The sequence below is a fragment of the Aminobacter sp. AP02 genome, from assembly GCF_003148805.1.
In the GTDB taxonomy this organism is placed as follows: Bacteria; Pseudomonadota; Alphaproteobacteria; order Rhizobiales; family Rhizobiaceae; genus Aminobacter.
In genome coordinates, this window is the sequence record NZ_QGGX01000004.1 from 1 (window position 1) to 14,504 (window position 14,504).

At 61.1% G+C, this 14,504-nt stretch carries 14 protein-coding genes; 7 read left to right on the forward strand and 7 right to left on the reverse strand.

Translation table 11 applies throughout. The features are described from left to right. Nucleotides 1-231 precede the first annotated feature (231 nt). From C8K44_RS05790 to C8K44_RS05820, 7 genes are all read right to left on the reverse strand, one after another. A complete protein-coding gene (locus C8K44_RS05790) occupies nucleotides 232-1,122 on the reverse strand; it encodes a LysR family transcriptional regulator (RefSeq protein WP_109574829.1) in 891 nt (296 codons plus the stop codon). A gap of 169 nt (nucleotides 1,123-1,291) precedes the next feature. Further along, entirely contained in the window at nucleotides 1,292-2,278 is a 987-nt protein-coding gene (locus C8K44_RS05795) for an ATP-binding cassette domain-containing protein (protein WP_109574830.1), read from the reverse strand. Nucleotides 2,279-2,280: 2 nt separating this feature from the next. Beyond that, nucleotides 2,281-3,210 (reverse strand): ABC transporter ATP-binding protein, encoded by a 930-nt coding sequence (locus C8K44_RS05800; RefSeq protein WP_109574831.1) that lies wholly within the window; start codon nucleotides 3,208-3,210, stop codon nucleotides 2,281-2,283. Then, a complete protein-coding gene (locus C8K44_RS05805; RefSeq protein ID WP_109574832.1) occupies nucleotides 3,207-4,028 on the reverse strand; it encodes an ABC transporter permease in 822 nt (273 codons plus the stop codon). The genes C8K44_RS05800 and C8K44_RS05805 overlap by 4 nt, the downstream gene beginning before the upstream one ends. A gap of 3 nt (nucleotides 4,029-4,031) precedes the next feature. Beyond that, nucleotides 4,032-4,967 carry an ABC transporter permease gene (locus C8K44_RS05810; RefSeq protein WP_109574833.1) on the reverse strand — a complete coding sequence of 312 codons (936 nt, stop codon included), beginning with the start codon at nucleotides 4,965-4,967 and terminating at the stop codon, nucleotides 4,032-4,034. Between the two features lie 69 nt (nucleotides 4,968-5,036). Beyond that, complete coding sequence (locus C8K44_RS05815; RefSeq protein WP_109574834.1) at nucleotides 5,037-6,623, reverse strand: ABC transporter substrate-binding protein; 1,587 nt, start codon at nucleotides 6,621-6,623, stop codon at nucleotides 5,037-5,039. A gap of 66 nt (nucleotides 6,624-6,689) precedes the next feature. After that, nucleotides 6,690-8,324, reverse strand: a complete 1,635-nt coding sequence (locus C8K44_RS05820) for an amidohydrolase (protein WP_109574835.1) — start codon at nucleotides 8,322-8,324, stop codon at nucleotides 6,690-6,692. A gap of 307 nt (nucleotides 8,325-8,631) precedes the next feature. On the opposite strand from C8K44_RS05820, the gene C8K44_RS05825 reads away from it, so the two are divergent. The 7 genes from C8K44_RS05825 (at nucleotide 8,632) to C8K44_RS05855 (ending at nucleotide 14,438) form a co-directional block, all read left to right on the forward strand. Next, nucleotides 8,632-9,501: a D-amino-acid transaminase gene (locus C8K44_RS05825; RefSeq protein WP_109574836.1), complete on the forward strand. Its 870-nt coding sequence runs from the start codon at nucleotides 8,632-8,634 to the stop codon at nucleotides 9,499-9,501. Between the two features lie 294 nt (nucleotides 9,502-9,795). Further along, nucleotides 9,796-9,987 carry a periplasmic nitrate reductase, NapE protein gene (napE, locus tag C8K44_RS05830; RefSeq protein WP_109575083.1) on the forward strand — a complete coding sequence of 64 codons (192 nt, stop codon included), beginning with the start codon at nucleotides 9,796-9,798 and terminating at the stop codon, nucleotides 9,985-9,987. Between the two features lie 4 nt (nucleotides 9,988-9,991). Continuing rightward, entirely contained in the window at nucleotides 9,992-10,495 is a 504-nt protein-coding gene (locus tag C8K44_RS05835; RefSeq protein WP_109574837.1) for a ferredoxin-type protein NapF, read from the forward strand. Continuing rightward, nucleotides 10,488-10,751 carry a chaperone NapD gene (locus C8K44_RS05840; RefSeq protein ID WP_109574838.1) on the forward strand — a complete coding sequence of 88 codons (264 nt, stop codon included), beginning with the start codon at nucleotides 10,488-10,490 and terminating at the stop codon, nucleotides 10,749-10,751. Before C8K44_RS05835 ends, C8K44_RS05840 begins: the two co-directional genes overlap by 8 nt. Then, the gene (napA, locus tag C8K44_RS05845) at nucleotides 10,751-13,255 is read left to right on the forward strand and encodes a periplasmic nitrate reductase subunit alpha (protein ID WP_109574839.1); all 2,505 of its coding nucleotides are present in this window, start codon (nucleotides 10,751-10,753) and stop codon (nucleotides 13,253-13,255) included. Before C8K44_RS05840 ends, napA begins: the two co-directional genes overlap by 1 nt. After that, nucleotides 13,225-13,722 (forward strand): nitrate reductase cytochrome c-type subunit, encoded by a 498-nt coding sequence (locus C8K44_RS05850; RefSeq protein ID WP_109574840.1) that lies wholly within the window; start codon nucleotides 13,225-13,227, stop codon nucleotides 13,720-13,722. Before napA ends, C8K44_RS05850 begins: the two co-directional genes overlap by 31 nt. Continuing rightward, the gene (locus C8K44_RS05855; protein ID WP_109575084.1) at nucleotides 13,722-14,438 is read left to right on the forward strand and encodes a NapC/NirT family cytochrome c; all 717 of its coding nucleotides are present in this window, start codon (nucleotides 13,722-13,724) and stop codon (nucleotides 14,436-14,438) included. The genes C8K44_RS05850 and C8K44_RS05855 overlap by 1 nt, the downstream gene beginning before the upstream one ends. The last annotated feature ends 66 nt before the right edge of the window (nucleotides 14,439-14,504 follow it).

Consider the following 14,504-nt stretch of genomic DNA (forward strand, 5'->3'; position numbering starts at 1 on the left):
GACCGAAGAAATCGTCAAGGCCATGGACCACTGAGCCAGGCCAGACACAGCCTGATTCCAAAAAAGCCCGGCCACAGCGCCGGGCTTTTTCTTTGGGTGCCAGATGCGTGCCCGACAGCGTCAAGACCGGCCAGGCATTGAACAGCACGGCCCGTGGATTATCGCCGATGCGGACGGTGGGCCATGATCACTACGCGCGGTTGGCATAGGCTGTCAGCGGTACCGTTCACATCAGCCGCCGGCGCTGGCCCAGGCACGATTGACGATGGGACGGCGGTTCTGGCGGGAACGGTAGAGGCGGATATCGACCCGGATGTCCCAGGACGCATCGCCTGTTCGAACGAGCGTGCCCTTGTCCAGTTCAGCCCGGACCAGGCTCTCGGGAACCCAGGCGACGCCCCAGCCGGCAAGCGCCATGCCCTTGAGCCCTACCGACATCGAGCCGGTGTGGGCGCGCTTGTGCGCGGCAAGCCTTTCGGACAGAACTTCGCCAAACAGCAGGCCGAAGAACGAGCCTTTCTCATAGCCGACATAGCTTGCCGGGCAGTCCCGGTCGGGATCATGAAGCGGCTTGCCGTCGCTGGACGGAGCAGAGATCGGAATGATCGTCTCCTGGTCGAGGATGCGGTACTCGAACAGCTCGGGATCGAGCACGAGGGATACCGCAGGGTGCGCATAGGTCAGCAGGAAATCGCAGTCGCCATCGACCAGCGAGCTGACATTTTCTTCCATGCTGCCCAGGTCGGGCTTGATGCGCGACAGGAGCGGGCCGACCCTGTCGCTGACAGTGCGCAGCCAGCCGGGGAAATAGGTAAACGACAGCGTGTGCAGTGCGGTGACGGTGATCGTCTGGGCCTCGGCCCCTTCCTGCTCGCGCAGGCTTCGCCTCGCCTGCGTCAGGCTGCGCACGGCCTCGCGCGCGACGGGCACGAACTTTTCGCCAGCAGCGGTGAGGCGCGAGGGATAGGTGGCGCGATCGATCAGGCTTGAGCCGAGCCATATCTCGAGTTGCTTGATGCGACGGCTGAAGGCGGACTGGGTGATGTTCCTTTCTTCCGCAGCCTTGGAGAAACTATTGGTTTCCGCCAAGGCGAGGAAGTCTTCCAGCCACTTGAGTTCCAAGACGCCGCCCCCTGGGCATCGCCGTGCGGCCCAGTGGGCGCGCAAGCGATGCGTAACACTTCGAATTAGTGACCATGGGATGCCGTCGAAGTCGACGTCATGTCAAGGCATGCGGCATCCGGCACGATCAGTGGCCAGATCCGAGCCCTTTGCCTGCCGGGCGACCGGTTCAGGCGGATAGGCGCTGGCAACGCACCTGATGATCCTCGCTGATCGAAATCAGCTCGCTCGGCGCCGGGGCGGCGTAGACGTCGGGATTGGTGATATCTTGCGGATAAAACCGATATCCTTGAGGCGGCGGTGGCGCATTCCGCAAGACTGCCTTGACGCCGGTTTGCAAGATGGCGTCCGGGTCGGGAATGGTGCTGATCAGCTTGCGTGTATAGGGGTGCGTCGGGCTCGAGAAGATCGCGTCCCAATGACCGATCTCGACGATCTGGCCGAAATACATCACCGCAACGCGGTCGCTCATATGCTCGACCACGCCGAGATCATGACTGATCATGATGTAGGACAAAGACAGCTGTTCCTTGAGATCGAGCAACAGGTTGATGATCTGCGCCCTGATCGACACGTCCAGCGCCGATACCGGTTCGTCCAGCATGATGATGTGCGGGTCGAGGATCAGCGCGCGGGCGATGCCGATGCGCTGGCGCTGGCCGCCGGAAAATTCATGTGGGAAGCGGGTTGCCTGTTCCGGCGTCAGGCCGACGCGACGCAGCATCTCCGCGACCCGGTCGTCGATTTCGCTGCGGGACTTGGTGCCATGCAGGCGCAACGGCTCGGCCAGCGAACGATGCACCGTCTGGCGCGGGTTGAGGGAGGCATAGGGATCCTGGAAAACCATCTGTGCGATCCGCGCGCGTTCCATGCGGGGTGGCGCGTTGGCGCCAATGATCGATTTGCCTTCGAAAAGAATATCTCCTGAGGTCGGAGCCTGGAGCCCGATCACCGACAGGGCGGTTGTCGACTTGCCGCAGCCGGATTCACCGACGATGCTCAGGCATTCGCCCTTGTTGAGATGGAGGCTGACCCCGTTGACGGCCCGCAATGCTTGCTTGCGCCGGGAAAAAAGCGCGCCGCTCACCGGGAAATGGACGTGCAGGTCGTTGATTTCGAGCAAGGGAGGTTCGGTCGCCATAGTTTGACCAGACATGCTCAGCGAGCCTCGCTATCGGCACGCGCTGCCATTTGCGGCTTGCGTGGCTCGAAGTAGAATTCTTCGGTCAGCCTGCTCTTGTCGGTGACGATGCTGTCGATGTCGACGAGGCGCTGGCGACCATGGCGTTGTCGCGAACCGAGCCTGGGCAAGGCGCCGAGCAGGCCCTTGGTGTAGGTATGCCGTGGATCGGCAAACAGGTCGTAGGTATCGCGCTCTTCGATGAGCTTGCCGGCATACATCACGCCAACGCGCTGGCACATGTTGGCGATGACGCCAAGATCGTGGCTGATCATCAAGACGGCGGTGTTGCGGGCCGAACAAAGCTCGTGGATGAGCTTCAACACCTCGGCCTGCACAGTCACGTCGAGTGCTGTCGTCGGCTCGTCGGCGATCAGAAGCTCCGGGTCACAGGCGAGTGCGATGGCGATCATGACGCGCTGGCGCATGCCTCCTGACATCTGGTGCGGGTAGTTGTGCACGCGCTGCTCGGGCGCCGGCACCTTGACGCTGGCGAGTGCCTCGACCGCGCGCTGTTCGGCGTCCTTCCAGCTCATGCCGTTGTGCAGGACGAACATCTCCGCAATCTGCCGCCCGACCGTCGCCAGCGGGTTGAGCGCGGTCATCGGCTCCTGGAAGATCATCGCGATGCGATTGCCGCGCAGATCGCGCATATCGCGGGACGACAGGCCGCGCAGATCGGTGCCGTCAAACTGGATCTGGCCGCCGGTCACCGCAAGCGGCTTTTTCATCAGGCCGATGATCGAAAGCGAGGTGATCGTCTTGCCGCAACCTGATTCACCGACTAGGCCGAAGGCCTCGCCACGCATGATGTCGAAGGAGACGTCCTTGACGATGTTCTGCTCGTGCCCGCCGATCTTCAGGCCGATATCGAGGTTTTTGATTTCGAGAAGCGGGATATCCCTCATGCGCGGCGGATCCTCATATGTGGGTCGAGCATGTCGCGCAGGCCATCGCCCAGCAGGTTGAAGCCGAGCACCGACAAGAAGATGGCGAGGCCGGGGAAGATCGCCGCCCAAGGCGCGATGACGATGAGCTCACGGGCATCGGTCAGCATGCTGCCCCAGCTGGGGAAGGGCGGGCGGATGCCAAGCCCGAGGAACGACAGCGCGGCTTCCGACAGCACAGCACCGCCCATGCCCAAGGTTCCGATCACCAGGATCGGGCCCATCATGTTGGGCAAAAGCTGGGTGATCATGATGCGGATATTGCCGTAGCCAAGCGTCTTCGCCGCCTGGACATAGCCGAGACCCTTGAGCGACAGAGTGGAGCTGCGGGCGATACGGCAGGTCCACGACCAGTTGGTGAGACCGAGCGCGATCAGCAGGCTCGGCAATCCCGGCCCGAGGATCGCGATGATGGCAATGGCAAAGATCAGCGAAGGAATGGCCAGCATGACGTTGGTAAGCCCATTGACCAGATCGTCCCACCAGCCGCCGAAATAGCCGGCCGAGATACCCAGCGCGAGACCAATCACCGTGTTGATGAGCTGGGACACGATGCCCACGGTCAGCGAGATCCGGGCCCCATAGAGCACCCGTGTGTAGATATCGCGGCCTTGCGCGTCGGTGCCGAACCAGAAGGTCCAGTCCGGCGGCAATTCGGCGTTCATCAGATCGGCGTCGAGAACCGGGTCAAGATGTGAGAGCCATGGCGCGAACAGCCCCGCCAGGATGACCAAAGCTGTCAGGAAGCCGCCGACGATCAGGTTGAACTGGATACGCATGGCTCAGTCCTGCTTGATGCGTGGATCGATCGCGGCATAGACAACGTCGACGATCGTGTTGATGAGCAAAAACCACAGGACGATGACGAGGATGCTGCCTTGCACGACGGGGATGTCGCGCAGGGCGACACTGTCGACCAGCAATGAACCGAGGCCCGGCCAGGAAAACAGCTTTTCGATCACCACGGCCTGTCCCATCAGCGAACCGAACTGCAGGCCGATGGTCGTGACGATCAGCACCAGCGCGTTGCGCGTCACATGCCAGCGCACGACGCGGCCACTGCTCATGCCTTTGGAATATGCCGTGCGGATGAAGTCGGCATTCATCACTTCGAGCACGCCGGCGCGAGTGGTGCGAGCCAGCAGCGCCAGAGGTGTCAACCCAAGCGTGATCGCCGGCAGGATCAGATAGCGCAGCCCGCCATCGCCGTAACCAAAGCTGGGCAGCCAGCCGAGCTGGAGCGCGAAGAGATACATCAACAACAGGCCGAGCCAGAACTGCGGCAGAGACAAGCCCGAAACCGCGCCGATCATCGTTACGGTATCGAGGATGCTGCCTGGCTTGAGTGCCGCGAGAAACCCGAGCGGCACGCCGAACGCGACCGCAAAGACCATTGCGGCCATTGCCAGTTTCAACGACGGCCAGAGCCGCGCGCCGATCACGTCCGTCACCGGTTCGCGCGTTCGAAACGAGGTGCCGAGATCGAAACGAGCCAGATCGTAGACGTAGGCGGTGAAGCGTTCGGGCAGCGACTTGTCGAGGCCGAATTCCTTGTTCAGCCGCTCGACAAGCATAGGGTCGGAGCCCGATCGTCCGTCGGCGATCAGACTGGACGTGAAGCTTCCCGGAACCACCGAGAAGATCACGAAGATCAATAGCGCGACCGCAATTACGGTCGGGATCGCCTGCAAAATCCGGCGAATGATGAAGCGAAGCATCCGGGCAGGCCCCTCCGGTTATCCCGACCCGCGGGCGGCGGGTCGGGTAACTCTTAATTATGACGGAGGTTACTTCCGCGAAGCGGGCGCGGTCTCGTCGATCCAGATGTCTTCATAGTCCTGAAGCGCAAGCTCGGTGGCGTTCGGCTTCAGGCCGTGCAGCCAGGGCTGATAGGCCATGACCGCCTTGTTGTAGTTGAAGAACCAGACCGGTGCTTCTTCCTGCAGGAAGTTGTTGGCCTTCTTCAGAAGTTCGGTCTTGGCCGCCTCATCGCGCTCAACCTGGGCAGCTTCGAACAGCTTGTCGAATTCCGGGTTCTTGTAGTTGGCGTAGTTGCAGGCGCTTTGCGCGGTCTTCGAATAGAAGCACTGCAGAGCTGCGAGCGCGTCGGGGCCGCTGTTGTTGGACCACATATAGGCCTGGAAATCGCCTGCCGGCACGACTTCGGATAGGACCGATGCTTCGACAGGCTTGGCCTTCACCGTGACGCCGACCTTGGCGAGCATAGGAATGATCGCTTCGACGATCGGAATGCCCCAGCTCTCATTCTGCGTTGCCGTGAGTTCGAACTCGAAACCCTTGTCGAAGCCCGCCTCGGCCAGCAGCGCCTTGGCCTTTTCCGGATCGTAGGCATAAGGCTGGGCCGTGGTGTCGTAAGCTGGGGACGACAATGGCAGCCAGCTTACCGCGCGATAGGCCTTGTTCTTGGCCAGCCGCTCGACGATCAGCTTGGTGTCGATGGCGTAGTTGATCGCCTGGCGCACGCGCTTGTCGGCAAACGGCGCGAAATTGGGGTTGAAGCCGACATTGCGGGTGTAGCCTTCGGCCACTTCCAGGATGTTCTTGGATAGTGCTGCATCGCCCTGATAGGCGACATACTGGGTCGGGCCCAGCACCGTCACGTCGATTTCCTGGTTGCGGAAGGCCACGTCGCGCGCTGCCGAGTCCTCCATGATCACGATGTTGACCTTGTCGAGGTAGGGTTTGCCCTGCTCGTAGAACTTGTCGAACTTCTCGACCACGATGCGCGATCCCGGCACGTGCTCGACGAATTTGAAAGGCCCAAGACCGATCGGATTGGTCGCCGCCTTGTCGCCGATATCGGCCGGATAGATGGCCGCGTTGGTGCGCATCAGGTTGAAGCCGGGATTGATCGGCGCGGTGAAGGTGATTTCGAGCGTAAGATCGTCGATCTTCTTCAGGCCCGAAATCTCGGTCGCCTTGCCGCTGGCGAAGGCATCGGCGCCTGCGATGTCGGCGATGTAGCGGGCGCCGGGGAAGGCGTTGCTCGGCGTCGCAAGGCGCTTGTAGGACCAGATGATGTCATCTGCGCTCAGCTTGCGGCCGTTGTGGAAGAAGGCATTGTCGCGCAGCTTGTAGGTATAGACCTTGCCGTCGTCGGACACCGAGACGCTGGTCGCCAGCTCGAGCGCCGGCTCGTTCTTCAGCGAATCCCAGCTGTAGAGGCTGCGATGGATCGCCATGCCATAGAATTCGTCCTGGGTCTGGGGCGTGGCGTGGATGTCGAGCGTGGCGAAGCTGGCACCGTAAGGTGCTACGAAATTGAGTACGCCGCCCGAGCGCGGTTCTTGCGCAAATGTTGCCGTGGAGACGCCGAGCATCAGCATCGCGGTCAAGGACAAGGTTTTGAACATGCGAGATTCCTCCTATTGGTTGTATATATCTTATTGTTTTTATTATTTTATTTGTAGTTCCCCGCACTAGGCGGCGGTCGAACGGTCATAGACGACTTCGCCTGCAACGATCGTCAGGATGCATTGCGTGTCATGCAGGATTTCTTCGGGTGATGCGTCCAGCAGGTTGCGTGAGAAGACCGCGATGTCAGCCAATTGGCCAGCAACGATGCGGCCCTTGATCGTTTCGGCCTTCTGCGAAAACGCGCCATGTTCGGTGTAGGCCTGAAGCGCTTTGTCCATCGGCACACGCTGGCCTGCGTCCATGACCGTTCCCTTCCATGTCTTGCGGGTCACCATGGAGTAGAGATTGGGGAACGGGTTGGGCAGGCAGACAGGCGAGTCGCTGCCCGTGCCCGGCTTGAAACCGAGATCGACCCAGGTCTTCAGCGGATAGCTGGACAGGGCACGTTCCTCGCCCAGCACCGAAATGTAGCTGTCGCCGAAATCATAAATGAATGCCTGCTGCGGGCAGGGGTAGATGCCGGCTGCGAGCATGCGCTTATGCTGGGCTTCGGTTGAAAAGCCGCAATGCTCGATCCGGTGGCGGCGGTCGGCATCCGGAACGGCTGCCAGCGCCTTTTCATAGGCGGTGATCAGCTGCCCGATGGCGCGGTCGCCGATGGCATGGCAAGCGAGCTGGTAGCCCTGAGCATGATGCTCCGCGACCAGCTTCTCAAGCTTGTCATCGGACAGGATCTGCACCCCGGTGTTGTCTTCGCCGAGATAGGGTTGCGACATCCAGGCGGTGCGCCCGCCGGCCGAGCCGTCAAGGAAGATCTTGACTGCGCCGACGCGCAACCAGTCGTCGCCGGCACCCGAGACCAGCCCGGCGGCATAGGCTTCGTCGACGACCGAATTGCCGGGATCGCCAAGCAATGTCAGCCAGACCCTCACCGGCAGCCGGCCCTCTTTCTTTGCCTTGTTGTAGGCGTGGATTTCGGCGAAGCCGTCGACCTGTCCGACGGCTGCGTCCATGCAGCTGGTGATGCCGTAGGACAAAAGGTACTTGCCGGCCCGTTCAATGGCATCGATCAGGTCGTTTTGGCTTGGGACAGGGATCGCCGCGCGCAGTACGGATTGCGCGTTTTCCGCCACCATGCCGGTCAGGGTTCCGTTGACCGTTTCGATGACGCCGCCGGCTGGTGCCGGTGTCGAGGCGTTGACGTTCGCAAGTTCGAAGGCGCGCGAGTTGAAGATGCTGATATGGCCGCAGGCGCGCACGAGCATCAGCGGATGGCATGAGGTCACCTGGTCGAGTTCGCTCTTGTGCGGATGACGGCCGACATCGAGCTTGACCTGGTCATAGCCGCGCGCCAGCACCCACCCGCCCTTAGGCGTTTCCTGGGCCCGCTTGCGCAGCTTGTCGAGCAGGATGGCAAGCGTCGGCGCCGATTCCGGGCTGGCGTCGACCCATTGCATGGAAAGGCCGGTGGAAATTAGATGCAAATGGTCGTCGTTGAGGCCGGGTGTCGCGAACTGCCCGTTGAGGTCGATGAGATCGGTTTCAGCGCCTTTCAGCGCGAGAATCTCTTCGTCGGATCCGGTTGCCAGCACCGTGCCTTGGCCTATCGCGACAGCCTGCCGGATGCCCTCCGCATAGCCGCACCAGACGATGCCGTTATGCAGGATCATATCCGGGCTACCGGCACTTTTAATCATCGACTTTCCCCACCCTAAAATTCTTTTCCGCGAGTATCCGGATATGAGCCGACAAATGCAAATTCGCAAAAGGGCATGGGTCATGCAGTTCCGGAATAGTGACCGCCAACCTAGCTGCGCGGCTTGCGGCAACGGCATCAAACTATTCCACCTTTGCAATGTATCCGGCCAGCAAACGACATTAAGGATGTCGCATGAAGCATGGCCCTACAGACATTAGCGAGGCGCACGCGGGCCAAAGGCCTCATGGCTACAGCACCTTTCGTGACAAGACGCGCTAGCATTTTCTTGGATCTGGAGACTCTCAATGACGAATGGCGGACAAGACCGAATTGTCTGGCTGAACGGCAGCTTTGTTGCGGCCACTGAAGCGAAGCTGTCGATTTTCGATCGCGGTTTCCTGTTTGCTGACGGCGTCTATGAAGTTACGGCGGTCCTTGGCGGCAAGCTGGTCGACAGTGCGTTGCATATGGCACGGTTGGAACGTTCAGCGCGTGAGCTTGGTCTGCGGCTGCCTGTCACCACGGCCATGATCGAGCAGACCGAGCGAACTTTGATCGAAAGCAATGGGCTTGAAGAAGGTGTCGTCTACCTCCAGCTGACGCGTGGTGCCGAAGAGCGGAACTTCCTGTTTGGCGACCAGTTGGAACCAACGCTTCTGCTGTTCACGCAGCCCAAGGTGCTGGTCGACGTTGCCGCTGCCAAAACCGGCATTGCCGTCAAGACGGTGGCCGACCAGCGCTGGGCCCGGCGCGACATCAAGAGCGTGTCTCTCCTGCCGCAGGTTCTGGCCAAGCGGGACGCACGCGCCGCAGGCTGCGACGAGGCATGGATGGTCGAGGACGGGCATGTCACCGAAGGCGCTTCGTCCACTGCCTACATCATCACTCGTGACGGCAGGATCGTATCACCGGCAAACAGCAGTCGAACGCTGCCCGGCTGCACGCGCCAGGCGATTGTTCAGTTGATGCAAGAGAGCGGTCTGACCCTTGAAGAGCGCCGCTTCACCATCGCCGAAGCCCTGAATGCGGGTGAAGCCTTCATGACCAGCGCCTCGAGCCTGGTTATGCCAGTAACCTGGATTGATGGCGAGCCGGTTGGCGACGGCAGGCCCGGACCGATCGTCACAAGGCTGCGTGAGCTCTACATCGAGCACGCCCGCGCAAACGCCGGTTGATTGACGCAGTGGGCCACGCTCCATGAGCAAGCGCGGTCGACCGACAGCTGAGGATGATCAAACAAGCATATCATTATATTTGTTTAGATATAACGACATCTCGGGCTCCGTAAGTGATGATCGGAACGCGATTGTCGGCGGGAATGTTGAGGATTTTCTTCAGAAAGTATCCCCATTCTGAAATTCTTCCGCAGTGTCAAAGAAGATTTGCAAAGGCAGCCTATTTAGGTAACCTGATCGGAGAAATGAACGCGACTGATTGTTCCGTTCACGTCCAAGGCACATGAGGTGATCATGACCCAGGACCAGGCAGGACCCGCCTCGGTAAAGTCGCCGGTTTCCACGCGCCGCAAAGAACTCCTTACATTCCTTGTTCTTGCATTCGGGATTTGGCCCATCGTCGCGGTTGGCGTGGTCGGCGGCTACGGCTTTTTGGTCTGGATGTGGCAGATCATATTCGGGCCGCCCGGACCTCCCGGGGGCTGAGCCGATGACAAATCCGGCCTCCATCAGCCGCAGGACATTTCTTACAGGCGGCAACGAACAGCCGGTTCAAAGAATTGTGCCGCCCGGGGTGATGGAAGATGGACTTGGCTCCTGCACCGGCTGCGGTGCTTGTGTCGAAGCCTGCCCGACGGCGATCATCGCCATGGTCGCGGGCAAGCCGTCGCTGGATTTCATGGCAGGCGAATGCCTGCTTTGCGGCGACTGCGCCACGGCCTGCCCGGAGCTGGTCTTCGATCGCGCCTCAACGCCGGTTTTTTCACATGTGGTGGCCATTTCCGACGATTGTCTGGCGCGCAATGGTATCTCGTGCATGACCTGCCGCGACGCTTGTCCGCAAGCGGCGATCAGTTTTCGGCCGCGCATCGGCGGACCATTTCTTCCAGAACTGAGGGAGGCGGCCTGCACAGGCTGCGGTGCATGCATTGCGCCATGCCCTGCACGGGCGATTGCCATTGCGCGACAGCTAGCGGAGGCAGCCCATGCCTGACGCACGGCGATATCACCACATTTCAAGCGCTGTCGTCACGGTCATGCCCGGTCGCATGGCGGACGTGTTGGCGGCGATCGCGCGACTGGATGGCCCCGAAATCCGCGCCCACGACGGCAATCGCATCGTTATCGTCATCGAAGGCACGAGCGCCGGCGAACTCGGCGGATTGCTGACCGCGATCGGTGCGCTTTCAGGCGTCGTTGCGGCAAACATGGTGTTCGAGCATATCGAAGAGCTGGAGGGCAGTGAGTGATGACAGCTGAACTGAACCGACGCGAGCTGCTTAAGGCTCAGGCTACGGCGATCGCAGCTGCGACCGCTGGCATCGCGCTACCTGCTTCTGCTCAGCCGATCACCGGTGGCGTAAGCGCACTCGAGATAAAGTGGTCGAAGGCGCCTTGCCGTTTTTGCGGTACGGGCTGCGGCGTGATGGTCGGCGTCAAGGACGGCCAGGTGGTTGCCACCCATGGCGACACGCAGGCCGAAGTCAATCGCGGCCTCAACTGCGTCAAGGGTTATTTCCTGTCCAAGATCATGTATGGCGCCGACCGGCTGAATACCCCTCTGGTGCGCAAGAAAAATGGAGTCTTCGACAAGGAAGGCGAGTTCGAGCCAGTGTCCTGGGACGAGGCCTTCGACCTCATGGCGGAGAAGGCCAAGCAGGTGCTTCGCGACAAGGGCCCCACCGCGCTCGGCATGTTCGGCTCCGGTCAATGGACGATCTTTGAAGGTTACGCCGCGACCAAGCTGATGCGGGCCGGCTTCCGTTCGAACAATCTCGACCCCAATGCCCGCCACTGCATGGCGTCGGCCGCCTACGCCTTCATGCGCACCTTCGGCATGGACGAGCCGATGGGCGTGTATGACGACTTCGAGCATGCCGACGCCTTTGTGCTGTGGGGCTCGAACATGGCCGAAATGCATCCGATCCTGTGGACCCGGATCGCTGACCGCCGGCTTGGCCATCAGCATGTGCGCTGCGCCGTGCTGTCGACCTTCACGCACCGGTCGATGGACCTCGCCGATATCCCCATCGTATTCAAGCCGGGAACAGATCTCGCGATCCTGAATTACATCGCCAACCACATCATCCAGTCCGGCCGCGTCAATGAAGCCTTCGTGCGCGACCATACGACCTTCATGACGGGGCAGACCGACATTGGATACGGTCTGCGACCGGAACATCCGCTCGAGGTGGCGGCGAGCGGGACGGCCGACGCCGCCAAGATGACCCCGAGCAATTTCGAAGCCTTCAAGACGCTCGTCTCCGAATACACGCTGGACAAGGTGTCGAAGCTCACAGGCGTCGAGGCGGGCTTCCTCGAGGAACTGGCGGAGCTTTACGCCGATCCGGCAGTCAAGGTGACATCGCTTTGGACCATGGGCTTCAACCAGCATGTCCGTGGCGTCTGGGCCAACCAGATGGTCTACAACATCCATTTGCTGACAGGGAAAATCTCCGAACCCGGCAACAGCCCGTTCTCGCTGACGGGCCAGCCTTCGGCCTGCGGCACGGCGCGCGAAGTGGGCACTTTCGCACATCGCCTGCCTGCCGACATGGTCGTCACCAATCCAGAACACCGCAAGCATGTCGAGGAGGTTTGGAAGGTGCCAGCTGGGCTGTTGCCCGAAAAGCCCGGGTTCCATGCCGTCGAGCAGGACCGCATGCTGAGGGATGGCAAGCTCAACTGGTACTGGATCCAGGTCAACAATAATCTCCAGGCCGCGCCCAACTCCAGCCAGGAAACGTATCCCGGTTACCGGAATCCGGACAATTTCATTGTCGTCTCGGACGCCTACCCGACGGTCACCGCGCTTGCTGCCGACGTCATCTTGCCGGCCGCAATGTGGGTGGAAAAGGAAGGCGCCTATGGCAATGCCGAACGACGAACCCATGTCTGGCGCCAGTTGGTCAACGCGCCCGGGGAAAGCCGTTCGGACGTCTGGCAACTGGTGGAGTTTTCGAAGCGCTTCACCACCGACGAGGTCTGGCCCAAGGAACTGCTCGACGCGAACCCCGACTTTCGGGGCAAAACCTTGTTCGAGGTCCTATACAAGAACGGCAATGTCGACCGTTTCCCGCTTTCAGACCTCGATCCCGAGTATGAGAACCAGGAAGCGAAGGATTTCGGCTTCTACCTGCAGAAGGGCCTGTTCGAGGAGTACGCAACATTCGGTCGCGGCCATGGCCACGACCTCGCGCCGTTCGACGAATACCACAGGGTGCGTGGTCTGCGCTGGCCCGTGGTCGACGGCAAGGAAACCCTCTGGCGCTACAGGGAGGGGAGCGACCCCTATGTGAAACCGGGAGAGGGTGTGAAGTTCTACGGGCGGCCCGACGGCCGGGCGGTGATCCTCGGAGTGCCCTATGAGCCGCCGGCCGAATCTCCCGACGAGGAATTCGACCTCTGGCTGGTGACCGGACGCGTTTTGGAGCACTGGCATTCCGGGTCGATGACGATGCGGGTTCCCGAGCTTTTCCGGGCATTTCCGGGTGCGCGCTGCTTCATGAACGCCGACGACGCGCGCAAGCGCGGCATCAACCAGGGGGCGGAAGTGCGCATCGTGTCGAGGCGCGGCGAGATCCGCTCACGCATCGACACGCGCGGCCGAAATCGTATGCCGCATGGCGTGATCTTCGTCCCGTGGTTCGACGCGAGCCAGTTGATCAACATGGTCACGCTCGACGCCACCGATCCCATCTCCAAGCAGACGGATTTCAAGAAATGCGCGGTCAAGGTTATTACAGCCGCCTGACGCGGCACAAGACACTCACAGCCGCTGCCATTGCAGCATTTCTGGTGGGAACGGCGGCGCTGGCGCAGATTGCCTCGCAGCCGCCGCAGCTCATCGGGGCGCAGCCGCCGATGCAGGCAATCCCTGCCGCGCCTTTGCCCAAATGGGTCGTCGACGACGTCCGCCAAATGCGCGCGTTTCCCGACCAGCCGCCGCTGATCCCGCATTCGATCGAGGGTTATCAGTTGTCGGTCAACGCGAACCGTTGCCTGACCTGCCACAAGCGCGAGTTCACCCTGGGCTCGGGAGCGCCCATGATCAGTGTCACCCACTACATGACACGCGACGGCCAGATGCTGGCCGACGTGTCTCCGAGACGCTACTTCTGCACCGCATGCCACGTGCCCCAGGCCGACATTCGCCCGCTTGTCGAAAATCGCTTCATCGACATGAGCGAGATGGGCGTCAATCACGTTGGTGACCAATGATGGGCTGGATCAAGCGGATGTTCGCGTGGGGCTGGGACATCCTGACCAAGCCCGCCGTCACGCTCGGTCTGGGCTTCCTGACGCTCGGCGGGTTCGTCGGCGGCGTCATTTTCTGGGGCGCGTTCAATACCGCCCTGGAGGTGACCAACACCGAGGCGTTTTGCACCTCCTGCCATGAGATGAAGGACAACGTTTACGAGGAGCTGACCCGCACCATCCATTTCACCAACCGCTCAGGCGTGCGGGCGTCCTGCCCGGACTGTCACGTACCGCACCAATGGACCGACAAGATCGCCCGCAAGATGCAGGCCTCGAAGGAAGTATGGGGCAAGATCTTCGGTACGATCGACACCCGGCGGAAGTTCCTGGACAAGCGTCTGGAACTTGCCCAGCACGAGTGGGCGCGGCTTAAGGCCAATGACAGCCTCGAGTGCCGCAATTGCCATTCGTCGGTAGCCATGGATCTGACGAGGCAGACCCAGCGAGCCGCCGAGATCCACACGCGCTATCTGCTTTCGGGGAAAGCGACGTGCATCGACTGCCACAAGGGCATCGCTCACGAACTGCCAAACATGAAGGGAGTAGCACCTGGCTGGCAGGTCCCCCCGGAACTGCAGGGCAACCAGTTGCCGCAGTCCTCGGCCGTCGATCAGCTCGATCGCTTTGTCAGGTCGCAACATGCCGGTATTCCGCTCGATGTCATGGCGTTTGACTGACACCCGCATCATTGCCGTTCTGTTTGTCGCCGCGCAATGACCGCGCTGCCGCTTGGGTCCATCATG

What these genes read in the sequence shown, in the direction of transcription:
- C8K44_RS05795 (WP_109574830.1), bottom strand. Translation starts at nt 2,278, where the DNA reads ATGTCTGGTCAAACTATGGCGACCGAACCTCCCTTGCTCGAAATCAAC.
- C8K44_RS05800 (WP_109574831.1), bottom strand. Translation starts at nt 3,210, where the DNA reads ATGAGGGATATCCCGCTTCTCGAAATCAAAAACCTCGATATCGGCCTG.
- C8K44_RS05805 (WP_109574832.1), bottom strand. Translation starts at nt 4,028, where the DNA reads ATGCGTATCCAGTTCAACCTGATCGTCGGCGGCTTCCTGACAGCTTTG.
- C8K44_RS05810 (WP_109574833.1), bottom strand. Translation starts at nt 4,967, where the DNA reads ATGCTTCGCTTCATCATTCGCCGGATTTTGCAGGCGATCCCGACCGTA.
- C8K44_RS05815 (WP_109574834.1), bottom strand. Translation starts at nt 6,623, where the DNA reads ATGTTCAAAACCTTGTCCTTGACCGCGATGCTGATGCTCGGCGTCTCC.
- C8K44_RS05820 (WP_109574835.1), bottom strand. Translation starts at nt 8,324, where the DNA reads ATGATTAAAAGTGCCGGTAGCCCGGATATGATCCTGCATAACGGCATC.
- C8K44_RS05825 (WP_109574836.1), top strand. Translation starts at nt 8,632, where the DNA reads ATGACGAATGGCGGACAAGACCGAATTGTCTGGCTGAACGGCAGCTTT.
- napE (WP_109575083.1), top strand. Translation starts at nt 9,796, where the DNA reads ATGACCCAGGACCAGGCAGGACCCGCCTCGGTAAAGTCGCCGGTTTCC.
- C8K44_RS05835 (WP_109574837.1), top strand. Translation starts at nt 9,992, where the DNA reads ATGACAAATCCGGCCTCCATCAGCCGCAGGACATTTCTTACAGGCGGC.
- C8K44_RS05840 (WP_109574838.1), top strand. Translation starts at nt 10,488, where the DNA reads ATGCCTGACGCACGGCGATATCACCACATTTCAAGCGCTGTCGTCACG.
- napA (WP_109574839.1), top strand. Translation starts at nt 10,751, where the DNA reads ATGACAGCTGAACTGAACCGACGCGAGCTGCTTAAGGCTCAGGCTACG.
- C8K44_RS05850 (WP_109574840.1), top strand. Translation starts at nt 13,225, where the DNA reads ATGCGCGGTCAAGGTTATTACAGCCGCCTGACGCGGCACAAGACACTC.
- C8K44_RS05855 (WP_109575084.1), top strand. Translation starts at nt 13,722, where the DNA reads ATGGGCTGGATCAAGCGGATGTTCGCGTGGGGCTGGGACATCCTGACC.